General features: G+C 72.2%; 20 protein-coding genes. 17 read left to right on the top strand and 3 right to left on the bottom strand.

Translation table 11 applies throughout. The annotated features are described in order from the left end of the window. Positions 1-27 precede the first annotated feature (27 nt). The 3 genes from AW271_RS33240 to AW271_RS33230 all read left to right on the top strand — a co-directional run bounded on the left by AW271_RS33240 (position 28) and on the right by AW271_RS33230 (position 3874). Positions 28-501, top strand: coding sequence for a low molecular weight protein-tyrosine-phosphatase (locus AW271_RS33240; protein WP_062341576.1), 474 nt, complete (start codon positions 28-30; stop codon positions 499-501). Positions 502-546: 45 nt separating this feature from the next. Then, positions 547-2262, top strand: a complete 1716-nt coding sequence (locus AW271_RS33235) for a VanW family protein (RefSeq protein ID WP_169806433.1) — start codon at positions 547-549, stop codon at positions 2260-2262. Positions 2263-2413: 151 nt separating this feature from the next. Next, positions 2414-3874, top strand: coding sequence for an RICIN domain-containing protein (locus tag AW271_RS33230; RefSeq protein ID WP_062341574.1), 1461 nt, complete (start codon positions 2414-2416; stop codon positions 3872-3874). Here the strand turns inward: AW271_RS33230 and AW271_RS33225 are convergent. Genes AW271_RS33225 through AW271_RS33215 form a run of 3 tightly spaced genes read right to left on the bottom strand, consistent with a single transcriptional unit; the run spans position 3871 to position 5781 of the window. Next, positions 3871-4638, bottom strand: coding sequence for an SDR family NAD(P)-dependent oxidoreductase (locus AW271_RS33225; protein WP_062341573.1), 768 nt, complete (start codon positions 4636-4638; stop codon positions 3871-3873). The two genes, AW271_RS33230 and AW271_RS33225, sit on opposite strands and share 4 nt — an antisense overlap. Beyond that, on the bottom strand, positions 4635-4835 hold the full coding sequence (locus AW271_RS33220; protein ID WP_062341572.1) for a CDGSH iron-sulfur domain-containing protein: 201 nt from the start codon (positions 4833-4835) through the stop codon (positions 4635-4637). The genes AW271_RS33225 and AW271_RS33220 overlap by 4 nt, the downstream gene beginning before the upstream one ends. Continuing rightward, positions 4825-5781, bottom strand: a complete 957-nt coding sequence (locus AW271_RS33215) for an iron-containing redox enzyme family protein (RefSeq protein ID WP_062341571.1) — start codon at positions 5779-5781, stop codon at positions 4825-4827. The genes AW271_RS33220 and AW271_RS33215 overlap by 11 nt, the downstream gene beginning before the upstream one ends. A 154-nt stretch (positions 5782-5935) precedes the next feature. Between AW271_RS33215 and AW271_RS33210 the strand changes: the two genes are divergently transcribed. The 14 genes from AW271_RS33210 to AW271_RS33145 all read left to right on the top strand — a co-directional run bounded on the left by AW271_RS33210 (position 5936) and on the right by AW271_RS33145 (position 21704). Further along, positions 5936-6859 carry an N-acetylglucosamine kinase gene (locus AW271_RS33210; protein ID WP_245653322.1) on the top strand — a complete coding sequence of 308 codons (924 nt, stop codon included), beginning with the start codon at positions 5936-5938 and terminating at the stop codon, positions 6857-6859. Continuing rightward, positions 6849-8324, top strand: coding sequence for a glycoside hydrolase family 3 N-terminal domain-containing protein (locus tag AW271_RS33205; RefSeq protein WP_062341569.1), 1476 nt, complete (start codon positions 6849-6851; stop codon positions 8322-8324). Before AW271_RS33210 ends, AW271_RS33205 begins: the two co-directional genes overlap by 11 nt. Further along, positions 8321-9211, top strand: coding sequence for a MurR/RpiR family transcriptional regulator (locus tag AW271_RS33200; protein ID WP_062341568.1), 891 nt, complete (start codon positions 8321-8323; stop codon positions 9209-9211). The genes AW271_RS33205 and AW271_RS33200 overlap by 4 nt, the downstream gene beginning before the upstream one ends. 109 nt (positions 9212-9320) lie before the next feature. Further along, positions 9321-11111 (top strand): ABC transporter substrate-binding protein, encoded by a 1791-nt coding sequence (locus tag AW271_RS33195; RefSeq protein ID WP_062341567.1) that lies wholly within the window; start codon positions 9321-9323, stop codon positions 11109-11111. Next, positions 11108-12112 (top strand): ABC transporter permease, encoded by a 1005-nt coding sequence (locus tag AW271_RS33190; protein WP_062341566.1) that lies wholly within the window; start codon positions 11108-11110, stop codon positions 12110-12112. The genes AW271_RS33195 and AW271_RS33190 overlap by 4 nt, the downstream gene beginning before the upstream one ends. Then, entirely contained in the window at positions 12109-13008 is a 900-nt protein-coding gene (locus AW271_RS33185) for an ABC transporter permease (protein WP_062341565.1), read from the top strand. Before AW271_RS33190 ends, AW271_RS33185 begins: the two co-directional genes overlap by 4 nt. 7 nt (positions 13009-13015) lie before the next feature. Further along, on the top strand, positions 13016-14026 hold the full coding sequence (locus AW271_RS33180) for an ABC transporter ATP-binding protein (protein ID WP_062341564.1): 1011 nt from the start codon (positions 13016-13018) through the stop codon (positions 14024-14026). Beyond that, positions 14023-15021, top strand: a complete 999-nt coding sequence (locus AW271_RS33175) for an ABC transporter ATP-binding protein (protein WP_062341563.1) — start codon at positions 14023-14025, stop codon at positions 15019-15021. Before AW271_RS33180 ends, AW271_RS33175 begins: the two co-directional genes overlap by 4 nt. Next, positions 15018-15797: a GNAT family N-acetyltransferase gene (locus AW271_RS33170; protein WP_245653321.1), complete on the top strand. Its 780-nt coding sequence runs from the start codon at positions 15018-15020 to the stop codon at positions 15795-15797. Before AW271_RS33175 ends, AW271_RS33170 begins: the two co-directional genes overlap by 4 nt. After that, complete coding sequence (gene murQ / locus AW271_RS33165; protein ID WP_062341562.1) at positions 15794-16690, top strand: N-acetylmuramic acid 6-phosphate etherase; 897 nt, start codon at positions 15794-15796, stop codon at positions 16688-16690. The genes AW271_RS33170 and murQ overlap by 4 nt, the downstream gene beginning before the upstream one ends. Continuing rightward, complete coding sequence (locus tag AW271_RS33160) at positions 16683-17930, top strand: serine hydrolase domain-containing protein (RefSeq protein ID WP_062341561.1); 1248 nt, start codon at positions 16683-16685, stop codon at positions 17928-17930. Before murQ ends, AW271_RS33160 begins: the two co-directional genes overlap by 8 nt. Positions 17931-18013: 83 nt before the next feature. Next, a complete protein-coding gene (locus tag AW271_RS33155; RefSeq protein ID WP_062341560.1) occupies positions 18014-18523 on the top strand; it encodes a PadR family transcriptional regulator in 510 nt (169 codons plus the stop codon). Continuing rightward, positions 18520-19212 (top strand): ABC transporter ATP-binding protein, encoded by a 693-nt coding sequence (locus AW271_RS33150; protein ID WP_062341559.1) that lies wholly within the window; start codon positions 18520-18522, stop codon positions 19210-19212. Before AW271_RS33155 ends, AW271_RS33150 begins: the two co-directional genes overlap by 4 nt. Continuing rightward, a complete protein-coding gene (locus AW271_RS33145; RefSeq protein ID WP_062341558.1) occupies positions 19209-21704 on the top strand; it encodes an ABC transporter permease in 2496 nt (831 codons plus the stop codon). The genes AW271_RS33150 and AW271_RS33145 overlap by 4 nt, the downstream gene beginning before the upstream one ends. Positions 21705-21845 lie beyond the last annotated feature (141 nt).

Raw genomic sequence — 21845 nt, 5'->3', positions numbered from 1 at the left:
AAAACACTCCGGTATAGGGTTCGCGTCGTGGTCTTTCGCGTGACGTTCGTCTGCACCGGCAACATCTGCCGTTCCCCGATGGCCGAGCACATCCTCCGCCGCCGCCTCGGCGACGCCGGTCTCGACGTCGAGGTCGACAGCTCCGGCACCCAGGGCTGGCACATCGGCAAACCTGCCGACCACCGCACGATCGCCGCCCTGCGCCGGGCCGGATACACCAGCGCCCACAGCGCCCGCCAGTTCCGCGCGTTGTGGTTCGGCCGGTACGACCTGATCATCGCCCTCGACGCCGGGCACCTGCGCGACCTGCGCTCCATGGCCCCGAGTGAGGCCGACCGGGAGAAAGTCCGGCTGCTGCGCGAATTCGACCCCGACGCCGATTCCCCCGACGTCGCCGACCCTTATTACGGCGGCCGCGCCGACTTCGAGAAAGTGCGCGTGCAGATCGAGGCGGCGGCCCCCGGACTTGTCACGGAGATAAGGACGCGGCTGACCGCGTAGGTCGCCCGGCCCCCTAAAATGCCCGAAATGGGTGGGAGGCCGGTTGTGACGTACGTGACCGATGGGACCAGCGGAGTAGGCCGGAGCGTGCCCCCGCCCGAGCCGCGACGCCGGTCGCGCACCCCGCTCCTCATCGCCGGCCTGGTCGTCCTGGCACTGGTCGCGGCCGTCGGCGGGCCCGCCGTGGCGTTCGCCGGGGAGTTACCGCGCAACACCTTCGTCGCCGGGATCGACATCGGCGGCCTCGACCCCGAGGACGCGCGGGAGAGACTCGAGGCCGGGCTGGCCGTCCGCGCCGACAGGCCCATCACCGTCACGGCCGGCGGCAAGGAGACCGAGCTCGTCCCCGAGGACGCCGGCCTCGCCTTCGACCTCCCGGGCACCGTGGCCGCCGCGCAGGGGGGCGTGGTCGACTCGCTGCAGGCCCTCTTCGGCCGCCGGGACGTGCCGCTGCGCCTCACGGTCGACGAGGAACGCCTCAAGGCCGCCGTCGCGGCCATCGCCGAGGGCGCCGACCGTCCGGCCCGGCAGGGCGGCGTGCTCTACCGGGGCCTCACCCCCCGGGTCGTGACCCCCGCCGCCGGACGCGCCGTCGACCAGGCCGACGCCGTCGGGAAGTTGCGGCAGGCCTACCTCGACGGCGCCCGGACCGTCTCCCTCCCCCTCGGCGTCGTCGAGCCCTACGCCACCGCCGACACGATGCGCCGCTTCGCGGACTCCACCGCCAAGGAGGCGGCCGGGCCGATCACGCTGACCAACGGCGGCCGGTCGGCCCGGTTGCCGGCCGCCGTCGTCGCGGCCAACCTGCGCTTCCTGCCCGACGAGCAGGGCGCCTTACGCCCCGCGTTCAACGCCCGCAAGGCCCTGGCCGGGGTCGAGGAGCGCCTGGTCGACGCGGCCAAGGCCCCCAAGGACGCCCGCTTCAAGATCGTCAAGGGCAAGCCCGTGGTGGTGCCGTCGCAGACCGGCCAGGGGGTCGACGCGGCGGCGCTGAAGACCTCGGTCGAGCAGGTGGTGACCGGGGGCGGCGACCGTACCGTCGAGGTGTCGTTCACCACCAGCGAGCCGGAACTGACGACGGAGAAGGCGAAGGCGCTCGGCGTCAAGGAGAAGGTGTCGACCTTCACCACCCACCACCCCTGCTGCGCCCCCCGCGTGACCAACATCCACACCATCGCCGACATCCTGGACGATCACCTGGTGATGCCGGGGGAGACCTTCTCCCTGAACGGCACCGTCGGCGAGCGCGACACCGCGCGCGGCTTCGTCTCGGCCCCGATGATCTCCAGCGGCCGGTTCGTCAACGACGTCGGCGGCGGCATCTCCCAGTTCGTGACGACCATGTTCAACGCGGTGTTCTTCGGCGGCTTCGAGGACGTCCAGCACATGGCGCACCAGTACTACATCTCCCGCTACCCGGCCGGCCGCGAGTCGACGGTGTCGTATCCGCAACCGGACTTCCGCTGGAAGAACGACTCGAAGTACGGGGTGCTGGTGACGACGTCGTACACCTCGACGTCGGTGACCGTGACGTTCTGGAGCACCAAGCGCTGGGAGATCGAGGCGGAGAGTTCGGGGCCGTACAACGTGAACTCGGCCGATCCCATCACCGACTCGGGGCCCGACTGCCTGCCGATGGGCGGGGCGCAGGGCTTCTCCATCGACGTGACCCGGGTCTTCAAGAAGGACGGCAAGGAGGTCCGGCGGCAGAAGTTCCACACGGTCTACGACGCCGAACCGGTGCTCACGTGCGAAGACTGAATACGTTCATCCGGGCCGTCCCGGCCGCCGGGGGGCTGACCAGGCGATAGGCCGACGGCCGGGCCTGACTGCCGTCAGCGAACCTTGACAGGCCCGGCGGCGAACCCGAGACTCCTCCCAGGATGTTAACGCTAACAAGAGGGGACCTCTCATGGTGTTCCGCCGGTTACTGAGCGCCGCCGTGGTGACCCTGCTCACCGCGGCGGCGAGCCTCGTCGTCTCCGCCCCGTCGGCCCACGCCGCCACCAGCCACTTCCGGGGCATGAACTGGGCCGTGCTGGGCGACAACTTCACCACCGGCACGCTCGTCGTGCAGGGCCTGAGCCAGTCCGACACCAACGCGACGGTTCGCGCCAAGGCCAACTCGATCTACGACAGCATGGAATACCTGATGGGGGTCAACACCGTCAGGTTGCCCATCAACACGCACACCGTGGCTGACACGACCTGGTGGAACTCCTACCGCGGCGCCATCGACGCCGCCACCGAGCGCGGCTTCAAGGTCATCCTGGCCTACTGGGAGGACGGCGCCGCCTCCGGCGGCCGGATCACCAACCTCGCCGCCTGGAACACCATGTGGTCCAGCGTGACCAGCACGTACGGCGCGAACGGCAACGTCTACTTCGAGCCGATGAACGAGCCGCACGGCTACAGCTCGGCCGAGTGGCGCAACGTCGCGGCCGACTGGCTCAGCCGGCACACCTCGGCGGCGCCCGGCCGGGTGCTCATCGGCGGCACCGGTTTCAGCCAGGACCTGCGGGACATCTGCAACGACAGCCGGTTCAACGCGACGCTGCTGTCCTTCCACTACTACGCCTTCTTCTACGGCGCGATGACCTACGACGAGTTCCGCGGCCACATCCAGACCCGTCTGGGCACCTGCGCCTCCCGCGCGGTCGCGACCGAGTTCGGCGCGCCGATGGCCACCGGCCTCAACTACGGCGACCCGAACAGCACCGACAACTTCGTGCGCTACCTCCGCGCCATGGCCCAGGTCATGCGGGACAACCAGATGGGCGGCACCTACTGGCCCGCCATCGGCGGCAAGGTGACCGCGGGTCTCGGCTACGACCACTACTCGATGTTCGCTCTCGGCGGCAGCGGCACCACCCTCAACCTGGCCACCCGCAACGGCCACGGCGCCAACCGGGTCAGGTACGCCTGGGGCGACGCCGTCAACGACTCCCCGCCCCCGTCGGCCTACCGGATCGACGCGCGCCACAGCGGCAAGGCCATGAACGTCCAGCAGCCGAACACCGCCAACGGCGCGCGCGTCAGCCAGTACGCCTACGGCGGCGACGCGTGGCAGCAGTGGCAGTTCCAGGACGCCGGCAGCGGCTACTGGCGTATCGTCAGCCGCCACAGCGGCAAGTGCCTCGACGTGGTCAGCGCCTCGACCGCCGACGGCGCCGAGCTCGTCCAGTACACCTGCGGCAGCGGCGGCAACCAGCAGTTCCAGATGGTCGCCAACGGCGGCTACTTCCAGCTCCGGGCCCGGCACAGCGGCAAGTGCGTGGACGTGCCGGCCTCCGCGACCGCCGACGGGGTGATCCTCAAGCAGTACACCTGCAACTCCGGCGCCAACCAGCAGTGGTCGCGCACGGCCGTCTAGGGCAGGATCGCGTCCACGTAACCGCCGTCGACGCGGAGGGCCCCGCCCGTCGTCGCCGAGGCCAGCGGCGACGCCAGGTAGGTCACCATGTTGGCGATCTCCTCCGGTTCGATCAGCCGCTGGATCAGCGAGTGGGGCCGGTGGAGCCGCATGAACTCGCGCTGGGCCTCCTCCCACGGGAGGTCCCGGCTGACCAGGCCGTACACGAAGTCCTCCACACCGCCCGTGTGGGTCGGGCCGGCGATGACGCTGTTGACCGTCACGCCGGTCCCGGCGGCGGCCTTGGCGAAGCCGCGGGAGACCGAGAGCAGGGCCGTCTTCGACATGCCGTAGTGGATCATCTCGATGGGCGTCGCCACGGCCGAGTCGCTGGCGATGTACTGGACGCGGCCCCAGCCCCGCTTCATCATGCCGGGCAGGTAGGCGCGGGTCAGCCGGACCGCCGACAGGACGTTGGTGTCGAAGTAGCGCCGCCACTCCCCGTCGGTGATCTCCAGGGCGGGACGCGACTCGAAGACGCCGAAGTTGTTGACCAGGACGTCGACGTCGGGCAGCGCCGCGAGCACCGCGTCGGCGCCGTCCACCACGTCGGCCACGACCGGGAAGCCGCCGACCTCGGCGGCGGCCTTCTCGACGCGTTCGGGGTCGCGGCCGTTCACCCCGACCCTGGCGCCCGCGCGGGCCAGGCCGGTCGCGATGGCCAGGCCGATGCCCTGCGTCGAGCCGGTGACCAGCGCGGTCTTGCCAGTGAGATCGATGTTCATGACTCTCCCCGTCGGTGCTTGGGTCGGTGGCTGGTGTCGCAGATGGGATAGGTCCGGCTGCGCTTGCACGCGCACAGGGCGACCACGAAGCGGTCGGAGCGCACCACCCGGCCGTCGTCGAGGGTGATCTCGACCGGGCCCTCCACCAGGATCGGGCCGCCGGTCACCATCGTGATCCGCGTCGGGTCACCGGCCATCGGGGGTCTCCCGGAGCGAGGTCCGGCCCTGGTCCCACGCGCCGAGCACGTGTGCGCCGAACCGGCCTTCGAGCAGGTCGGTGGCCTGGAACCCGAAGACGATGTCCCCGGCCAGCGCCGGTTCGCGCCGGAGGAGGTCGCCGACGACGTCGCGGCGCAGCACCTGTTCGTGGACGGCGTCCGCCTCCACGTGCTCGGTGAAGAACACCGTCTCGGCGACGCCCAGACGGTCGAGGGCCCGCGTCATCCGGGCCGCACCGGGCGAGGTGGTGATCTCGGCCGAGGCGAAGTGGCCGACCAGGGCGCCCCGGAGCGACCGGTGGAGGCCGAACAGCGACATCATGTTCACCACGGCCAGCATCGGCGCCGGGACGTCGTCGAGCCGGGCCAGGTAGCCGTCGTCGAGGCCAAGGGCGCGCATCAGGTCGCCGAACAACTTCGCGTGCATGCGGGCGTACCGGCCGCCGCCGTACTCGTCGAACTCGACCGCGACCAGCGCGGCCTTGGCCTGGCCGGTCAGCCGGGGGATCACCCAGGCGTGCGGGTCGGCCTCCTTGTGGTGGTAGGCCGACCGGTGCACGACGTACTCGCGCAGGTGCCAGAGTTCGCCCTTGTCCTCCAGGAAGTGGGAGATCCCGCCGGGGGAGTCGATCATCGCCGCGTCGACGGCCGCCTCGACGTCGGTTCCTCCCTCGACGCCGTCGCGCAGCGCCGTCAGGAAGACGCGTTCCAGGTCGCGGCGCAGGGCCAGCAGGCCGGGGTCCCACTCGTATTCGGGGTCGACGCCGTCGAAGCCCTGGTAGTGGAGTTCGTAGCAGACGTACAGGGACAAGTGGAGATCCTCCCCGAACGGGTCGGGGTCTCCGGCGGGTGGCGGGGCTCCGCCGGAGAGTGCGGCGAGGATCCCCTCGGAGATCGGCCCTCGGGGCCGGGGCAGCTGTCCCATGCGCTCCCCATACCCGGCTGACGACGGCTAACCGCCTCAAAGTGATCCATAAGGGACTCGCGACACCGGAAGTGACGAGGCTAACAGCGTGGTCGTTGTAGGAAATCTTCATCCTCTTGTACCTTCTTGGAAGGTATTTCCAGGGGGATGAGCTGTGACAGCGTTGATCATCGGAGTCGACGGCGGGGGCACCAGCACCCGGTGCGTGGTCGTCGGTCAGGACGGCCGGGTCGCCGGGCGCGGCCACGCCGCGGGCGCGAACGTGGTCTCGGCCGCCGATCCGGCCGGCAACCTGCTGGCCGCGCTCCGCGAGGCGATGCGCGGGCTCGACCCCGCGCGGGTCGTCGGCGGCGTGTTCGGCCTGGCCGGATCGGGCGCCGGACGGGCCGGGAAGCTCGCGGCCGAGGCGTGGCGGGCGGCCGGGCTCCCCGGGCGGCCGTTCGTCGTGGCCGACGTGCTCGTGGCCTTCGCCGGGGCGACGGCCGAGCCCGACGGCACCGTCCTGCTCGCCGGCACCGGCTCCGTCGCGGCCCGCATCGCGGGATGGGACGTGGTCAGGGTCGCCGACGGCCACGGCTGGCTGGTCGGCGACGAGGGCTCCGGCGTCTGGATCGGCCGCCAGGCCGTGACGGCGGCCCTGAAGTCGCTCGACGGCCGGGGCCCCCGCACCGACCTGGTCGACCGGCTCGACCTCGGCCGGTCGCCCGACGAGATCGTCTCCCGCGTGTACGCCCAGGTCGCCGACCAGGGCCCGGCCTCCCTCGGCCGGTTCGCGCCGATCGCCGACGAGGCCGCCCGCTACGGCGACGAGGCCGCCCTCGCCATCCTGATCGACGCCGCCCGCCGCCTCACCGCCACGGCCCGCGCGCTCGGGCCCGGCCCCGGCCCGATGGTGCTCGCCGGGTCGCTGCTCACCCAGCCGACCGAGCTGGCGCGGCTGGTCAGGGCCGAACTCGGCGACGTCGCGACCATCCCCGCCCGTGACAACGCGGCCGGGGCCGCCGCGCTGGGCCTGCGGGTGGCGTGCCCGTCGGCCGACGCGCACCGCCGGGTGATCGGGGACGCGCATGCGGCTTGAGCGGATGGCGATGAGCGTGCTCCAGCCGGGGTTCGACGGCACCGCGCCGCCCGACTGGTTGCGCCGGGCGCTCGGCGACGGCCTCGGCGGGGTCGTCCTGTTCGCCCGCAACCTGTCCGACCAGGTGCGCACCGCCGACCTGGTGGCCCAGATCAGGGCCGAGAGCCCCGACGTCGTGGTGGCGGTCGACGAGGAGGGCGGGTCGGTCACCCGCCTGGAGGCCCGGACGGGCAGCTCGTGGCCGGGCAACCGGGCCCTCGGGGTCGCCGACGACGTCCACGTCACCGAGCACGTCGCCCGCCGGATCGGCCGGCTCCTCGGCACGACCGGCATCAGCCTCGACTACGCCCCCGTGGCCGACGTGAACGCCAACCCCGATAACCCCGTCATCGGCGTGCGCTCGTTCGGGGCCGACCCCGGGCTGGTCGCCCGGCACACCGCCGCCTGGGTCGACGGCCTGCAGGGCGCCGGGGTGGCGGCCTGCGCCAAGCACTTCCCCGGCCACGGCGACACGATCGCCGACTCCCACGTCGAGCTGCCGACCGTGCACGCGTCCCCCGAGGTCCTCGCCGAACGCGACCTGCGCCCCTTCCGGGCCGCGATCGACGCCGGGGTGCGGGCGATCATGGTCGGGCACCTGCTCGTGCCCGCCCTCGACGACGTGCCCGCGACGCTGAGCCGCGCCGTCATGACCGGCCTGCTCCGCGAGACCCTCGGATTCGGCGGCCTCGTGGTGACCGACGCGATCGAGATGCGGGCCGTGGCCGCCCACTGGCCGCCGGAGGAGATCGCCGTCCGCGCCCTGTCGGTCGGGGCCGACGCGGTCTGCGCCGGCATCTCCTCCGCCGACGGTTCGTCCGTGTACGCCCTCCGCGACGCCATCGTGGCCGCTGTCAGGCAGGGACGGCTCCCGGAGGAACGCCTGGCCGAGGCCGCCGCGCGGGTCGGCGACCTGGTCGGCTGGCACGCGGGCCAGGCCTCCGCGCGGGCCGCCGCCGCGACCGAGCCCGACGACGACCTGGGCCTGACGGCCGCCATCGCCGCCCTCCACGTGGTGGGCGAGCCCCGGCTCGACCGGGCCCCGCTGGTCGTCGAGGTGACCGCCCGCCCGAACCAGGCCGCCGACAGCGGCACTCCGCCCGGCGTCGCCCGCGCGCTGGCCGAGCTCCTCCCCGGCACCCAGGCGGTCTCCGTCACCGTCGGCGACCCCCTCCCGGATCTCAGCGCCGACCGCCCGCTCGTGGTCGTCGTCCAGGACGCCGCCCGGCACGGCTGGATAAGAGAGGTGCTGGGCCGGGCGCTGGAGACCCGTCCCGACGCGATCGTCGTGGAGACCGGACTGCCCGGCCCCCCGGCCGGCGCGGGCTACGTCGCCACCCACGGCAACTCCCGTGCCTCCGCCAGGGCCGCCGCGCGCCGGCTGGCCCATCGACCCCCTGCTCCGGAGAAGGAGAGCCCCCCATGAGCGGACCGACAGCCGCGAACCTGGTGGCGAGCGTGCGGGCCGTGCTGCCCTCGCTCACCCCCTCGGTGCGGTCGATCGCCCGGCTGATCCTCGACGACCCCGCGATGGTCGCCCGCAGCACGATCACCGAGCTCAGCGCCGCCTCCGGCGCCAGCCAGGCCACGATCGTGCGGACCGCCCGCGCGCTGGGCTTCTCGGGCTACTCCGAGCTGCGCCTGGCGCTCGCGGCGGCCTCGGCGCAGACCCAGTCGCGGCAGGCGGCCGACCGGCTGGTGCCGGGCGACCTGGCCCCCTCCGACCCGCTCGCCGACGTCATCGCCAAGGTCACCCGGGCCGAGTCGGACGCCATCGCCGACACCGCCGCCCAGCTCGCCCCCGAGAAGCTCGCCCAGGTCGTGGACGCCGTCGTCGAGGCCAACCGGGTCAGCATGCTCGGCGTGGGGGCCTCCGGGCTGGTCGCGGCCGACATGGCGCAGAAGCTGATGCGCATCGGCCTGGCCGGGCACCCGTTCACCGACGTCCACCTCGCCATGACGGCCGCCGCCCTGGCCGCGCCCGGCGACGTCTGGGTGGCGGTCAGCTGCACCGGCGAGACGGCCGACGTCGTCGAGCCGATCAGGGCCGCCCGCGAGGCCGGCGCGACCGTCGTCGCGATCACCAACAACCCGCGCTCGACCCTGGCCGGGCTGGCGGCCCACGTCCTGGTCTCGGCGGGCCGCGAGACCGAGTTCCGGCCCGGCGCGCTCGCCTCCCGGATCAGCCAGCTGCTCATCGTCGACTGCGTCTTCGTGGGCGTCGCGCAGCGCACCTTCAGCACCGCCGACACCGCGCTCCGGGTCACGAAGGACGCTCTCGATCGTTACGCCGAACGGCGTCATCGCAGCTAGATGCCTACGGGTAAAAATTAACTCCACATCCGTCGCCACGGGTGAAAAAAATTGACCTCTCCGGAAGCCGCCCGTATCGTCCAGGGAAACCGGCAACCAGGAGTAGTTCATGAGACGACTCGCGGCGATCGCAGCCGTGGCGGTGATCGCAACCGTCACGGGCACCGCGTGCAGCGGCGTGGGGGGGTCCGGCGAGGCGGGCGTCTACACCACGATCGACGGAGCCAAGCAGATCGACGCCACCGCGCCGATCAACCCGTTCAACCCGCAGGGCAACACCTTCCTGGGCTACGACGCCATGTCGCTGGCCTGGCCCAAGAACGACCCGGTCGACCCCAACCAGTTCTATCCGGGCATCGCCCAGAGCTGGACCACCACGCCCGACCAGAGCGAGGTCGTGGTGCACCTCCAGCCCAAGGCCAAGTGGTCGGACGGCAAGCCCGTGACCAGCCAGGACGTCAAGACCTCGATCGGCCTGGCCTACACCCAGGGCGGCACCGCCTACGCGGTCGACCCGAAGGCCGCGGGCGCGGCGGCCGACGTGATCGTCGTCGACCCCCACACGGTGAAGGTCACCCAGGGCGCCAACAAGAGCAACACGTTCCTGCGGAACGTCCTGTCGACCGTGGTCGTCCCCACCCACGTGTTCGGCTCGCTGCTGCCGGCCGACTTCTGGACCCAGCTCAAGCTGGCCCGGGGGAGCGGCCCCGCCGCCGAGAAGGCCAAGGCGTCGATCACCGGGCTGGCGCAGAAGGTCATCTCCTTCGCCCCCGCCAAGGACGTGTCGGCCGGGCCCTTCGTGCTGGAGCGGGTGAACCCGGGCGAGGCGCTGCTGGTCAAGAACAAGCACTTCTGGGCCAGCGACAAGATCGCGCCCAACCGGGTGAAGGTGCTGAACTACACCGGCAACCAGCAGATCTGGAACTACCTGATCGCCGGACGCCTCGACAGCGCGCCCTTCACGGCCGTGCCGAGCGGCGTGCTGAACCGCATCCGGCAGACCGACGGCAACGAGGTCGTCAAGGGCTTCTCCCCGGTCGCCGTGTCGATGGCGTTCAACCAGACCAAGGCGCCCTACGACAACGTGCACGTCCGCAAGGCGCTGGCGTACCTGATCGACCGCTCGCAGGTCACCAAGGTCGCCTCGCCCGAGGGCGGCACCCCGTCGCCGACCACCACCGGCATCCACGCCGAGGCGGCCAAGTCGTGGCTCGGCGACTCGATCGGCGGCCTCGACCAGTACACGCTCGACCCCGCCAAGGCGGCGCAGGAGCTCAGGGCCGCCGGCATGAAGCAGGTCAACGGCAAGTGGACGATGCCCGACGGGTCGCCCTGGGTGGTGGAGCTGCACGTGCCGGCCTCGTTCTCCGACTGGGTCGCCGCGGCCAAGGCGATCACCAGCCAGCTCAACGACCACGGCATCCAGGCGTCGGTGCTGACCTCGGCCGACTACACGCTCTACCTCGACGAGCTGGCGGCCGGGAAGTACGACATCGGGCTGTGGCTGATGGCCCTCGGGCCCGCGCCGTACAACATCTACCAGCGCATCTACGGCTCGGCCAACGGCTGGCAGTTGCTCGCGGGCAACCTCACCCACGTGCCCCCCGGCAAGGAGGGCAACTGGATGGGCGGCCCCGAGACCCTCGACGGGGTCAACCCGGGCGCGCTCACCAACCAGCTCAACGCGGCCACGCCCGAGCAGCAGAAGCAGATCGTCGGCACCCTGGCCCGGCTGACCAACCAGAACCTGCCGATGATCCAGCTGTACGACTACGTCAACACCCAGTTCGTCAACAACAGCCGCTTCACCGGCTGGCCGCCTGACGACAGCGACGTGCTGCGCCTGTCGGCGGGCGTGTGGATGCAGCTCGGCCTGATCAAGGAACAGGGGACCCGATGAAAACCGTCGTCCGGCGGCTCTCCGGCCACCTGGCCCGCGGCCTGGCCATGATCTGGGTGGTCACCACGCTCAGCTTCGTGATCATCCGCAACATCCCGGGTGACCCCGTCAGGGGCCAGTACGAGAAGCTCATCGAACAGGGCATGTCACCCGACGCGGCCGAACGCGCCACGGCGGCGCTCTACGGCTTCCTGCCGAAGGGCAGCCTGTGGAGCCAGTACGTCGACTACCTGAACGGCCTGCTCCACGGCAACCTGGGCCAGTCGCTCAGCACCCCGGGCACCGGCGTCGCGACCATCATCGGGTCGGCGGCCAAATGGACCATCCTGCCGGTGCTCGGCGGCACCCTGCTGAGCTTCCTGCTCGGCGTGACCCTGGGCGTCTACGCGGCGATCAAGCGGTCGGGCAAGCTCGGCGACGCCCTGGCGATCTCCGGCTCGCTGCTGCACGGCATCCCGCAGTACGTCATCGGCCTGCTGGTCGTGGCGGTCTTCTCCACGCTCTGGCCGATCCTGCCCGCGGGCGGCCCGGTCGACATCGACTTCACCCCGGGCTTCAACGGCCCCTACATCGCCTCGCTGATCCAGCACGCCACCCTGCCGGTGCTCACCTACGCGCTGGCCAGCTACGGCGGCTGGATCCTGGCGATGAAGTCGAGCGTGGCGACCGTGCTCGGCGACGACTTCATCATGGCCGCCGAGCTGCGCGGCATGAGCCGGGGCATCCTGTTCCGCTACATCGCCCGCAACGCGATCCTGCCGCTGTTCACGATCCTGGCCCTGTCCCTGGGCCTGCTCTTCGGCGGCGCGATCTTCATCGAGTCGATCTTCAACTACCCGGGTCTGGGCCTGCTGCTGGTCAACAGCATCGGCGCCCGCGACTACGCGCTGATGGGCGGCACCTTCCTGGTGCTCACCGTCGCCATCGTCGTCGCCAACATCGCGGCCGACCTCCTGTACGCCGTCATCGACCCCCGAGTCCGCAAGGGAGCCGAGGCATGACCGTCACCTCACCGGTGGCGCCCGCGCCGATCTCGTTGCGCCGCAACTTCTGGCGCGGCGTCGGGCGGGTGCTGCGGCGCAAGCCGAGCCGCATGGTCGGCGTCGCCATCGTCGTGTTGTTCGTGTTCATGGGGATCTTCGGGCCGCTGCTCTACCCGAACCCGCTGCCGCGCGACGACAACGCGCTCTACGCCTCGCCGAGCTGGGCCCACCCGTTCGGCACCGACTTCGAGGGCACCGACGTGCTCGCCCTGGTCGTCACCGGCACCCGCTACGTGCTGCTCGCGGGCCTGGCCACGGCCGTGATCACGGTCGCCCTGGGCACGGCCATCGGGCTGCTGGCCGGGTTCCACCGGGGCCGCTGGGACACCGTGCTCATGCGGCTCACCGACCTCCAGCTCACCATCCCGGGCCTGCCGCTGCTGCTGGTGTTGTCGACGGTCTGGAAGTTCACCAGCCCGATCGAGATGGGCGTCGTGCTCGGCCTGCTCGGCTGGGGCGGCATCGCCCGCGCGGTCCGGTCGCAGTCGCTCTCGCTGCGCGAACGCGGCTTCATCGAGGCGGCCAAGGGCCTGGGCCTGCCCACCCGCCACATCGTGGTGCGCGAGCTGCTGCCCTCGATGGCGCCGTACATCGCGATGAACATGCTGATCGCGGTGACCGGCGCGATCTACGCGCAGGTCGGCCTGTTCTTCCTGGGCGTGCTGCCGTTCGACGCCAACAACTGGGGCGTGATGCTCAACCTGTCGGTCTTCGGCGGCGGCGCGTTGTCGAGCACGGCCGCGCTGCCCTACCTGCTGGCCCCGCTGCTGGCGATCCTGCTGCTGACCCTCGGGATCGTGCTGGTCGTCGACGCGATGGACGAGATCTTCAACCCACGTCTGCGTGAGGAGTAGGCCGAACATGACCAGGACTTCCGCACCCGGCGTGCGCGTCAAGGACCTCACCGTCGTCTACAAGACCCCCGCCGGGGAACTGCCCGCGCTCGGGGGCGTCTCCCTGTCGCTCGCGCCCGGCACCATCACCGGCATCGTCGGCGAGTCGGGCTCCGGCAAGTCGACCCTGGCGTTGTCGCTGCTCAACGCGGTGCAGCCGCCCGGCCGCATCAAGGAGGGCTCCGTCGAGATCGACGGGCTCGGGAACGTCGTGGAACTGACCGGCGAGGAGCTGCGGCGGGCCCGCGGCCGTCAGGTCGGGTACGTCTTCCAGGCCGCCCAGAACTCCCTGAACCCGTTGAAGACGGTCGGCAAGCAGCTGCTCGACCTGGGCCGCTCCCACGACTTCGACGACCTGCCCGCCCTGCTGAAGGACGCGCGGGCGCTGCTCGGCCGGATGGGCCTCGACGGCGGCCGGGTGCTCGACTCCTACCAGCACGAGCTCTCCGGCGGGATGCGGCAGCGGGTCGGGATCATGTTCGCGCTGGTCCTGAACGCGCACCTGGTGGTCCTGGACGAGCCCACGACCGCCCTCGACATGATCACCCAGGCGGCGATCCTCAAGATCGTCCGGGACGTGCACCACGAGCGCGGCCTGACCACGCTGATCATCACCCACGACATGGGGGTCGCGGCCGAGGTCACCGACAGCCTCGCCGTCATGTACGGCGGCCGCGTCGTCGAACACGGCCCGACCACCGAGGTGCTGGGCTCGCCCCGGCATCCGTACACGAAGGGCCTGATCCGGGCCATCCCCCGGCTCTCGGGCGACATCGACGAGGCGCGGGCGCTGCCCGGACGGCCGCCCACGCTGGGCACCATCCCCAAGCAGGGGTGCGTGTTCCGCGAGCGCTGCCCGCTGCGCATCGCCGTCTGCGACACCGTCGACCCCGAGCCGGTCACCCGGGACGCCCGCACCGTGGCCTGTCACGCGGTGGGGCATCTCGCCACCCCGGTCGTCCCGAAGGAGTATGTGTGATCACCGCGAGCGGCATCACCAAGACGTACAAGCAGCGTGGGAACATGCTCGGCGCCCGCGCGGTGCCGGCCCTGCGCGGGGTCGACTTCCGCATCGAGAAGGGCGGCGCGGTCACCTTCATCGGCGAGTCGGGCTGCGGGAAGACCACCCTCGGCCGGATCGTCGCCGGGCTGGAGACCTACGACGGCGGCGACATCGTCATCGACGGCACCCCGATGTCGTCGCTGAAGCCCCGGCACCGCGAGCCGTTCTTCCGCCGGATCCAGCTGATCCACCAGGACCCCTACTCGGCGCTCAACCCGACCCGGACCATCCACCAGACCCTCGCCGCGCCGCTGGCCCTGCGCGCCAAGCAGACCGGCCGGGGCAAGGCGTGGATGGAGGAGCGGGCCCGTGAGCTGCTGGCCCTCGTCGGCATCGACCCCGGCTACGTGTTGCCGCGCTACCCGCACCAGCTGTCGGGCGGCATGCGCCAGCGCGTCGTGATCGCGCGGGCGCTGACCGTCGACCCGGAGGTGCTGGTCGCCGACGAGTCGGTCTCGATGATCGACGTGTCGCTGCGGCTCGGCGTCCTGGCCCTGCTGAAGGACCTGCGCGAACGCCTGAACGTGAGCGTGTTGTTCATCACCCACGACATCGCCACCGCCCGCTACATCGGCGGCGACGGCGAGCTCTACGTGATCTACCGGGGCCAGGTCGTGGAGAGCGGCCCGACCGAGCGGGTGATCTCCGGCCCGGTCCACCCCTACACGCAGTCGCTGCTGTCGGCGATCCCCGTCCTGCACGGCGTCGAGCGGCCCGGCCCCGAGCGGGTCGTGCCGACCGAGGCCCTGAACGAGGCCCACCCCGACACCGGCTGCCTGTTCGCCCGCCGCTGCCCGTTCCGCACCGACCGGTGCGAGGCCGAACTGCCCTCGCTGGTCTCCGACGGCGAGCAGGCGCACGCCTGCTACCACCCGCAGCGGCGCAACGTGATCCCCGTGGAAGCGGCGTGAAACTCCGAGACGCGCTGATCTGGGACGCGGACGCCGCCGAGGCGCTCGTGGACCGCCTCGTCACGCCGCCGGACGGCCGGGTCTGGACGTCCTTCGCCAAGCAGGACGGCGTCGTGTTCGCCTCGATGTCCCACGGGGGAGATATCGGGCATGTCGACCTGCTGGCCGTCGATCCGGCCGCCCGGCGGCGCGGCACCGGGCGGGCCCTGGTGCTCGCGGCCGAGGAGTGGGCCCGGTCCCACGGCGCACGGGAGATGCGGTTCGCGGGCAATCCGCCCTGCTACGCCTGGCCCGGCATCGACGTGCGCTACACGCCGGCGTTGTGCCTGGCCGACAGCCTCGGGTACGAACGTTACCGGGCCGCCTGCAACATGACCGTCGACCTGCACGCCGACTTCTCCGTGGCCCCGGGCGACTTCACGATCTCCGACGACCGGGCGGGGGTCGCCGAGTTCGTCCGGGAGAACTGGAACGAGGCCTGGGCCTGGGAGGCCGTGGAGGCCGAACGCTGCTACCACGCCGAGGTCGACGGGGAGATCGTCGGCTTCGCCGCCTGGGGGGCGCGCCCCGCCTGGTTCGGCCCCATGGGCACCACCCCGAAGGCACGTGGTCTCGGCGTCGGCACGGCGCTGCTGCGGCGCTGCCTCGCCGACATGGCCGCCGCCGGCCTGCCGGCCGCGGAGATCGCCTGGGTCGGGCCCATCGGTTTCTACGCCAAGGCCGTCGGCGCCCGGGTCGAGCGGGTCTTCTGGCTCTATCGCAAGGAGTTCTCATGACACAGTCACTCGGCGGCCTGGTCACCGAGCAGAGTGATCCCCGGCACCGCCGCATCGACGAGCTCCCCACCGAGGAGATCGCCCGCCGCATGAACGCGGCCGACGCGACCGTGCCCGGCGCGGTGGCCCTGGCGATCCCCGCGATCTCCGCCGCGATCGACGCCATCGCGGCCCGGATGTCCCGTGGCGGACGCCTGATCTACGTCGGCGCCGGCACCTCCGGCCGCCTGGCCGTATTGGACGCCTCGGAGTGCCCGCCCACCTTCGGCACCGCGCCCGACCAGGTCTGCGGCATCATCGCCGGAGGCGAGCAGGCGCTGGTCAGGTCGGTCGAAGGCGCCGAGGACGACGCCGAGGCGGGCGCGCTCGCGGTCGCCGGGGCCGGTCCGCTCGACTCCGTCGTGGGCATCTCGGCCAGCGGCCGGGCCCCCTACGTGGTCGGCGCGGTGGCCGAGGCGGCCCGGCGCGGCGCGCTGACCGTGGGGGTGTCGTGCAACACCGGCGGACCGCTGTCGGCCGCCGCCGACCACGCCATCGAGGTCGTCGTCGGCCCCGAGGTGATCACCGGCTCGACCCGCCTCAAGGCCGGGACGGCGCAGAAGCTCGTGCTCAACATGATGTCGACGATCACGATGATCCGCAGCGGGCGGACGTACGGGAACCACATGGTCGAGATGTCGCCGACCAACTCCAAGCTCGCCGACCGCGCCGCCCGCATCGTCAGCGACATCACCGGCACCGGCCTCAACGAGGCCCGCACCGTGCTGGAGGCCGCCGACCTGGAGCTCAAGACGGCGGTCGTGATGATCGAACGCGCCGTCCCGGCCGACCGGGCCCGCGCCATCCTCGCCGACTCGGGGAACCGCCTGGACACCGCCCTCCACCATGCTTGACCGCCTCCTGACCTCGGCCGTCCCGGGGGTGGCGTCGGCGGCGGTGGCCCTGGTGGCGGTCGACGGCGAGCCGGTAGCCGTGTCGGCGGCCGGTGAACTGGTCCGGTACGCCGACGCGGCCGAGACCCTCCTGCCAGACCGGCCTCCCGCGTCGGCCGACTCGGTCTTCGACCTGGCGTCGCTGACGAAGTTGTTCACGACCGTCGTGACGATGTCGCTGGCAGAAGCCGGTTCGCTGGGTTTGGACGAGCCGGTGGCGACGTGGTTGCCGTCCTACTACGGCGACCGGCCGTCGATCACCCTGCGCCACCTGCTGACGCACACGTCCGGGCTGCCGCCGGGGCGGCGGCCCGACGGGATCGCGCCCGAATCGCGGTGGGACTTCGTGTTGTCGGCGGGGGTGACGGGGCCTCCCGGTCCTTACGCGTACTCGGACGTCGGCATGATCACGTTGGGGCGGGTCTGCGAGATCGCCTCCGGGGCGTCGCTCGATGTGCTGGTCGAGCGGGTGGTCACGGGGCCGCTGGGGCTGGCCGACACGACGTACCGGCCGGGGGCGGCACTGCTGCCGCGGATCGCCGCGACCGAGTTCAAGCCGGAACGCACGGCGGCGGTCGGCGGTGGGGCTGCTGCGAACGTGGTCCGGGGTGGGCATGCCGGACTGATTTCGACGGCGGCCGGCGGTGCGGCTGCTCTGAGAACCGGGACTGAGTCGTCGGGGCAGGCGGGAAGCGTGGTCCGGGGTGGGAATGCCGGGCTGATTTCGACGGCGGCCGGCGGTGGGGCTGCTCTGGGAACCGGGACTGAGTCGTCGGGGCAGGCGGGAAGCGTGGTCCGGGGCGAGGTGCACGACGAGACCGCCCATGCGCTCGGGGGAGTGGCGGGGCACGCCGGATTGTTCTCGACGGCGGCGGATCTGTTGCGGTTCGCCGGGATTCTGCGGACAGGCGGGGCCGGGGTGCTTTCTGCGGAGTCGGTCGCCGAGATGATGCGCGATCAACGGGTGGCCGGGGCGTCGTTCCGGCAGGGGCTCGGTTTCCGGATCGGGGATCCGGCGATCGTCGGGCCGCTCGCCGACGCCCACGGGCATTCGGGGTTCACCGGGACGTCGCTCGTGGTCGACGTCGAACGCGGGCTGACCGTGATCCTGCTGACCAACAACGTGCATCCTCTTCGCGGCCGGGCCGGGATCCGCGACCTCCGGAACGCGGTCGCCGCGTTCGGTCATTCGCTGCTCTGAGTTCCCGCGTCCCTGCTTCCTTTTCCCGGTCTATGTGGACGTCGAGTTGCCGGATGCATACCCGGTATGCATACTGAGTAACCATGTCGATCAGGCACGGGTTGCTCGCTCTGCTCAGCAGAGGGCCTCGCCATGGCTATCAGTTGCGGGTCGACTTCGAGGCGTCCACAGGGGCGACCTGGCCGCTGAACGTCGGCCAGGTCTACACGACGCTGGCCCGCATGGAGCGTGACGGCCTGGTCGAGGCCGGGGAGACCGACGACCAGGGCCGGGTCGTCCACGCCCTCACCGAGGCCGGTCGGGCCGAGATGGAGCGGTGGTTCACCACGCCGGTCGTCCCGTCCGACCGGCCCCGCGACGAACTGGTCATCAAGCTGGCCATGGCCGTCGCCGCGAAAGAGATCGACGTCGCCGAGGTCATCCGCCGCCAGCGCACGGCCACGATGCGCACGCTCCAGCAGCTGACCCGCGCCAAACGCGACAGCACCGAGGGCCGGGCCCAGCTGCTCGTGCTCGATTCCATGATCTTTCAGGCCGAGGCCGAACAACGGTGGCTCGACCACTGCGAGGCCGTTCTCAAGGAGGCGCCATGACCGTCGTAGCACTGGCCGGGGTGACCAGGGTGCACGGAGAGGGCGAGACGGCCGTCCACGCCCTGAAAGGGGTGAGCCTCCAGGTCGGCGAAGGAGAACTGGTCGCGGTCATGGGCCCGTCGGGGTCGGGCAAGTCGACCCTGCTCAACATCGCCGGCGGCCTCGACCGGCCGACGTCGGGCACCGTCCACGTCGGCGGCCGCGACCTGGCGACCGTGCGCGACCTGGCGGCCTTACGCCGGCGCAGCGTCGGCTTCGTCTTCCAGGACCTCAATCTGATCACCTCCCTCACGGCGGCCGAGAACGTGATGCTGCCCCGCGAACTCGACGGCGTACGGTCGCGGCGGGCCCGCGCCGAGGCGCTGGCCGTCCTGGCCGAGATCGGCGCCGAGGCGCTCGCCGACCGTTTCCCCGACGAACTGTCCGGCGGCCAGCGCCAGCGGGTCGCCATCGCCCGCGCCCTGGTGGGCGACCGCCGACTCCTCCTGGCCGACGAGCCCACCGGCGCCCTCGACACCGTCGCGGGCGACGAGATCCTCCGCTTACTGGCCGCCCGGTGCGCGGCGGGCGCGTCGGTGCTGCTCGTGACCCACGAACCCCGATACGCCGCCTGGGCCGACCGGGTCGTGTTCCTCCGCGACGGCCTGGTCGCCGACGCCACCGACGTCCCGATGGCGAGCGCCCGATGAGCGCCCTGGTCGCGGCGCTGCGCATCTCGCGGCGCGGCGCGTGGCGGGCACGGGGCCGCAGCGTGCTCATCGTGGTCATGATCGGCCTGCCCGTGCTGCTGATCACCGGTCTGCTCGTCCTCTACGCGACCACCACCCTCGACGCCCACGAGAGCATCGGCTCCCGGATCGGCGCGGCCGACGCGGGCCTGGTTCAGCTCCCGCCAGACGGAACGATCGAGCAGAGCCCGAACAACCTCTCCTGGACGACCGACGGTGACGCCGAACGTCCCCCTGCCCAGGCGGCGGAGATCACCACGCTCCTCGGGCCGGGCAGCCGCCTGATCCCCTTCGGCACCGGCGCCATCCGGCTGCCGTCCGGCCCGGTCGACGCGATCGAGGTCGACCTCGGCGATCCGCTCACCAAGGGCCTGCTGACGCTCGGCGAGGGCCGGCTGCCCCGGGCGGGCGAGGTCGTGGTGACCCCCGCCTTGGGCCTGCGCCCCGGCGACCTGCTGCGCCCGGCCGACGCCCCGCCGCTGAGGGTGACCGGCATCGTCGACCACCCCCACCGGCCCACGATCCGGCAGGTGGCGGGCCCCGACCTGCCGCTGGCGTCCCGCGGCCACCTGACACCGGAGGAGGGGCCCGGCTGGCTGGCCACCGTCCCGGGCCCGGTCACGTGGGCCGACGTGACGGCACTCAACAAGATCGGCCTGTACGTCGTCGCCCGCGACCTGCTCCCCGACCGGGCCGATCGCCCGGCCGGCCTCTGGAATACCCCCCTCCCGATCGGCGTCGCCGCCATCGTGATCATGGTGATTCTGGTACCCGTCCTGCTCGCCGGCCCGGCCTTCGCGGTCGGCCTCCGCCGTCGCCGCCGCGAACTGGCCGCCATTGCCGCCCAGGGCGGTTCGGCCGCGCACCTGCGGCTGATCGTGCTGGCCGACGGCCTGGTCCTCGGAGGCTTCGCCGCCGTGGCGGCCACCACGCTGGGCATCGGCGCGGGCCTGGGCGCCGCGCCCGTCCTGGCCCAGTTGGGCGGCCAGATCGGTCCGGCCGAGATCCCGTGGCGCGAGGTCCTCTACGTCGCCGCGATCGGTCTCTGCACCGGGATGCTGGCCGCACTCGTCCCGGCCTTGCAGGCCGGACGGCAGCACACCCCGACGGTGCTCGCCGGTCGCGCCCCCGCCACACCGGGGCGAGCCTGGCCCCTGGCCTGGACGCTGATCGGCGCGGCGCTGGTGCTCGCCGGCCTGGCCGCCAGCGTGGCCGCCCGCCGCCAGTCCGAATTGGTCTGGCCGTTCGTCTCCTCGCTGCCGATCCTGTTCGGCCTGGTGGCCCTGACCCCGTTCCTCGTCTGGTTCGCCGGGCGCATCGCCTCGCGGTTGCGCCTGCCGTTCCGGATCGCGGTCCGCGACGCCGTCCGCAACCGGGCGCGCACGGTCAGCGCCGTGGCCGCCGTCATCGCCGTGACCGCCGCCGCCGTCGAGGTCGGCATCGCGACGGAAAGCCAGCGACAGGACTACCACGACTCCTACACCTCGGCCCGTCCGGCGGGCCTGCTGGCCGTCTGGGCCGGCAACATGCGCGACTCGACCTGGACCAAACTGCGCGCCGAGACGTCCCGCCTGCTGCCGGGCGTGCCCATGGCCGTCGGCTACCACCTCCACGACGCCGAGGGCCGCCGCTACGCCATGCGCTACACGGCCCGTTGGAACGGCACCCGCGTCCGCCGCACCGCCGCCGTCGGCGACCGCGACCTGCTCCGCCTCCTGCAGGGCCGCGACGACCCGGCCGCCGCAGCGGCCCTGGCCAGCGGAAAGGCGGTCGTCTTCGACCCGTCCAGCGTGCGCAACGGCAAGATCACCTTACGGGCCAGCGTCGCCTCCCACCCCGACCGCCGGATAGAGGTCCCCGCCGTCGTCGCCACCCCGGCCGACGAGTTCCAGGGCGGCACCCTCCTGCCCTTGGCCTTCGCGGAGCAGGCAGGCTTCACCGCCACCCCACGCCAGCTGTATGCGAAACACGACCTGCCCACGGACTCCACCCTGTGGAGCGACCTGACGAAGGTGACCCAGCGCGTCTCGATCGCCACCGAGCCCGGCCCGCAGAACCCGAGCGGCCCGATCTGGTTGTGGATCTGGCTGGGCGCAGCCGTCCTCCTGGTCGTCGGCGGCACCCTGGCCGCCACCCGCCTGGCGGCCGCCGACATGCGCCCCGACCGCGCGACCATGCTCGCCATCGGCGCCCCACCATGGACGCTGCGCTGGGCCGTGGCGGGCCAGGCCCTCTTCATCGCGGGCCTGGGCGCGGCGGTCGGCCTGGCCGCCGGAACGGTGACCGGCGTGGCCCTGAGCCGGCCGATGACCTCACAAGGCGCCGGCGACCCGGCCACGATCGCAATGCCGTGGGCGTTCCTGGCGACGTTGGTGGTGGGGTTGCCCCTGCTGGCGGGCGCGATCGCCTTGATCTTCAGGGTCCGGGCACCGCTGACCAGGAGGTTGTCGTGACCTTAGGTGACGTGCCTGGAGCGCGCCGCGTCGGCGATCGGCCCGCGCGGGGTGGCCCCTGCGCCCGGAGTGCCCATCGCAGTGTGGCGGGGGGCGCGGTGTGGCGGGGGGCGCGGTGTGGCGGGGGGCGCGGTGTGGCGG

This window comes from Herbidospora sakaeratensis, assembly GCF_001570525.1.
GTDB classification, from domain to species: domain Bacteria; phylum Actinomycetota; class Actinomycetes; order Streptosporangiales; family Streptosporangiaceae; genus Herbidospora; species Herbidospora sakaeratensis.
Note: the sequence above shows the minus strand (reverse complement) of the source record. Positions and strands in the feature narration are given on the sequence as shown.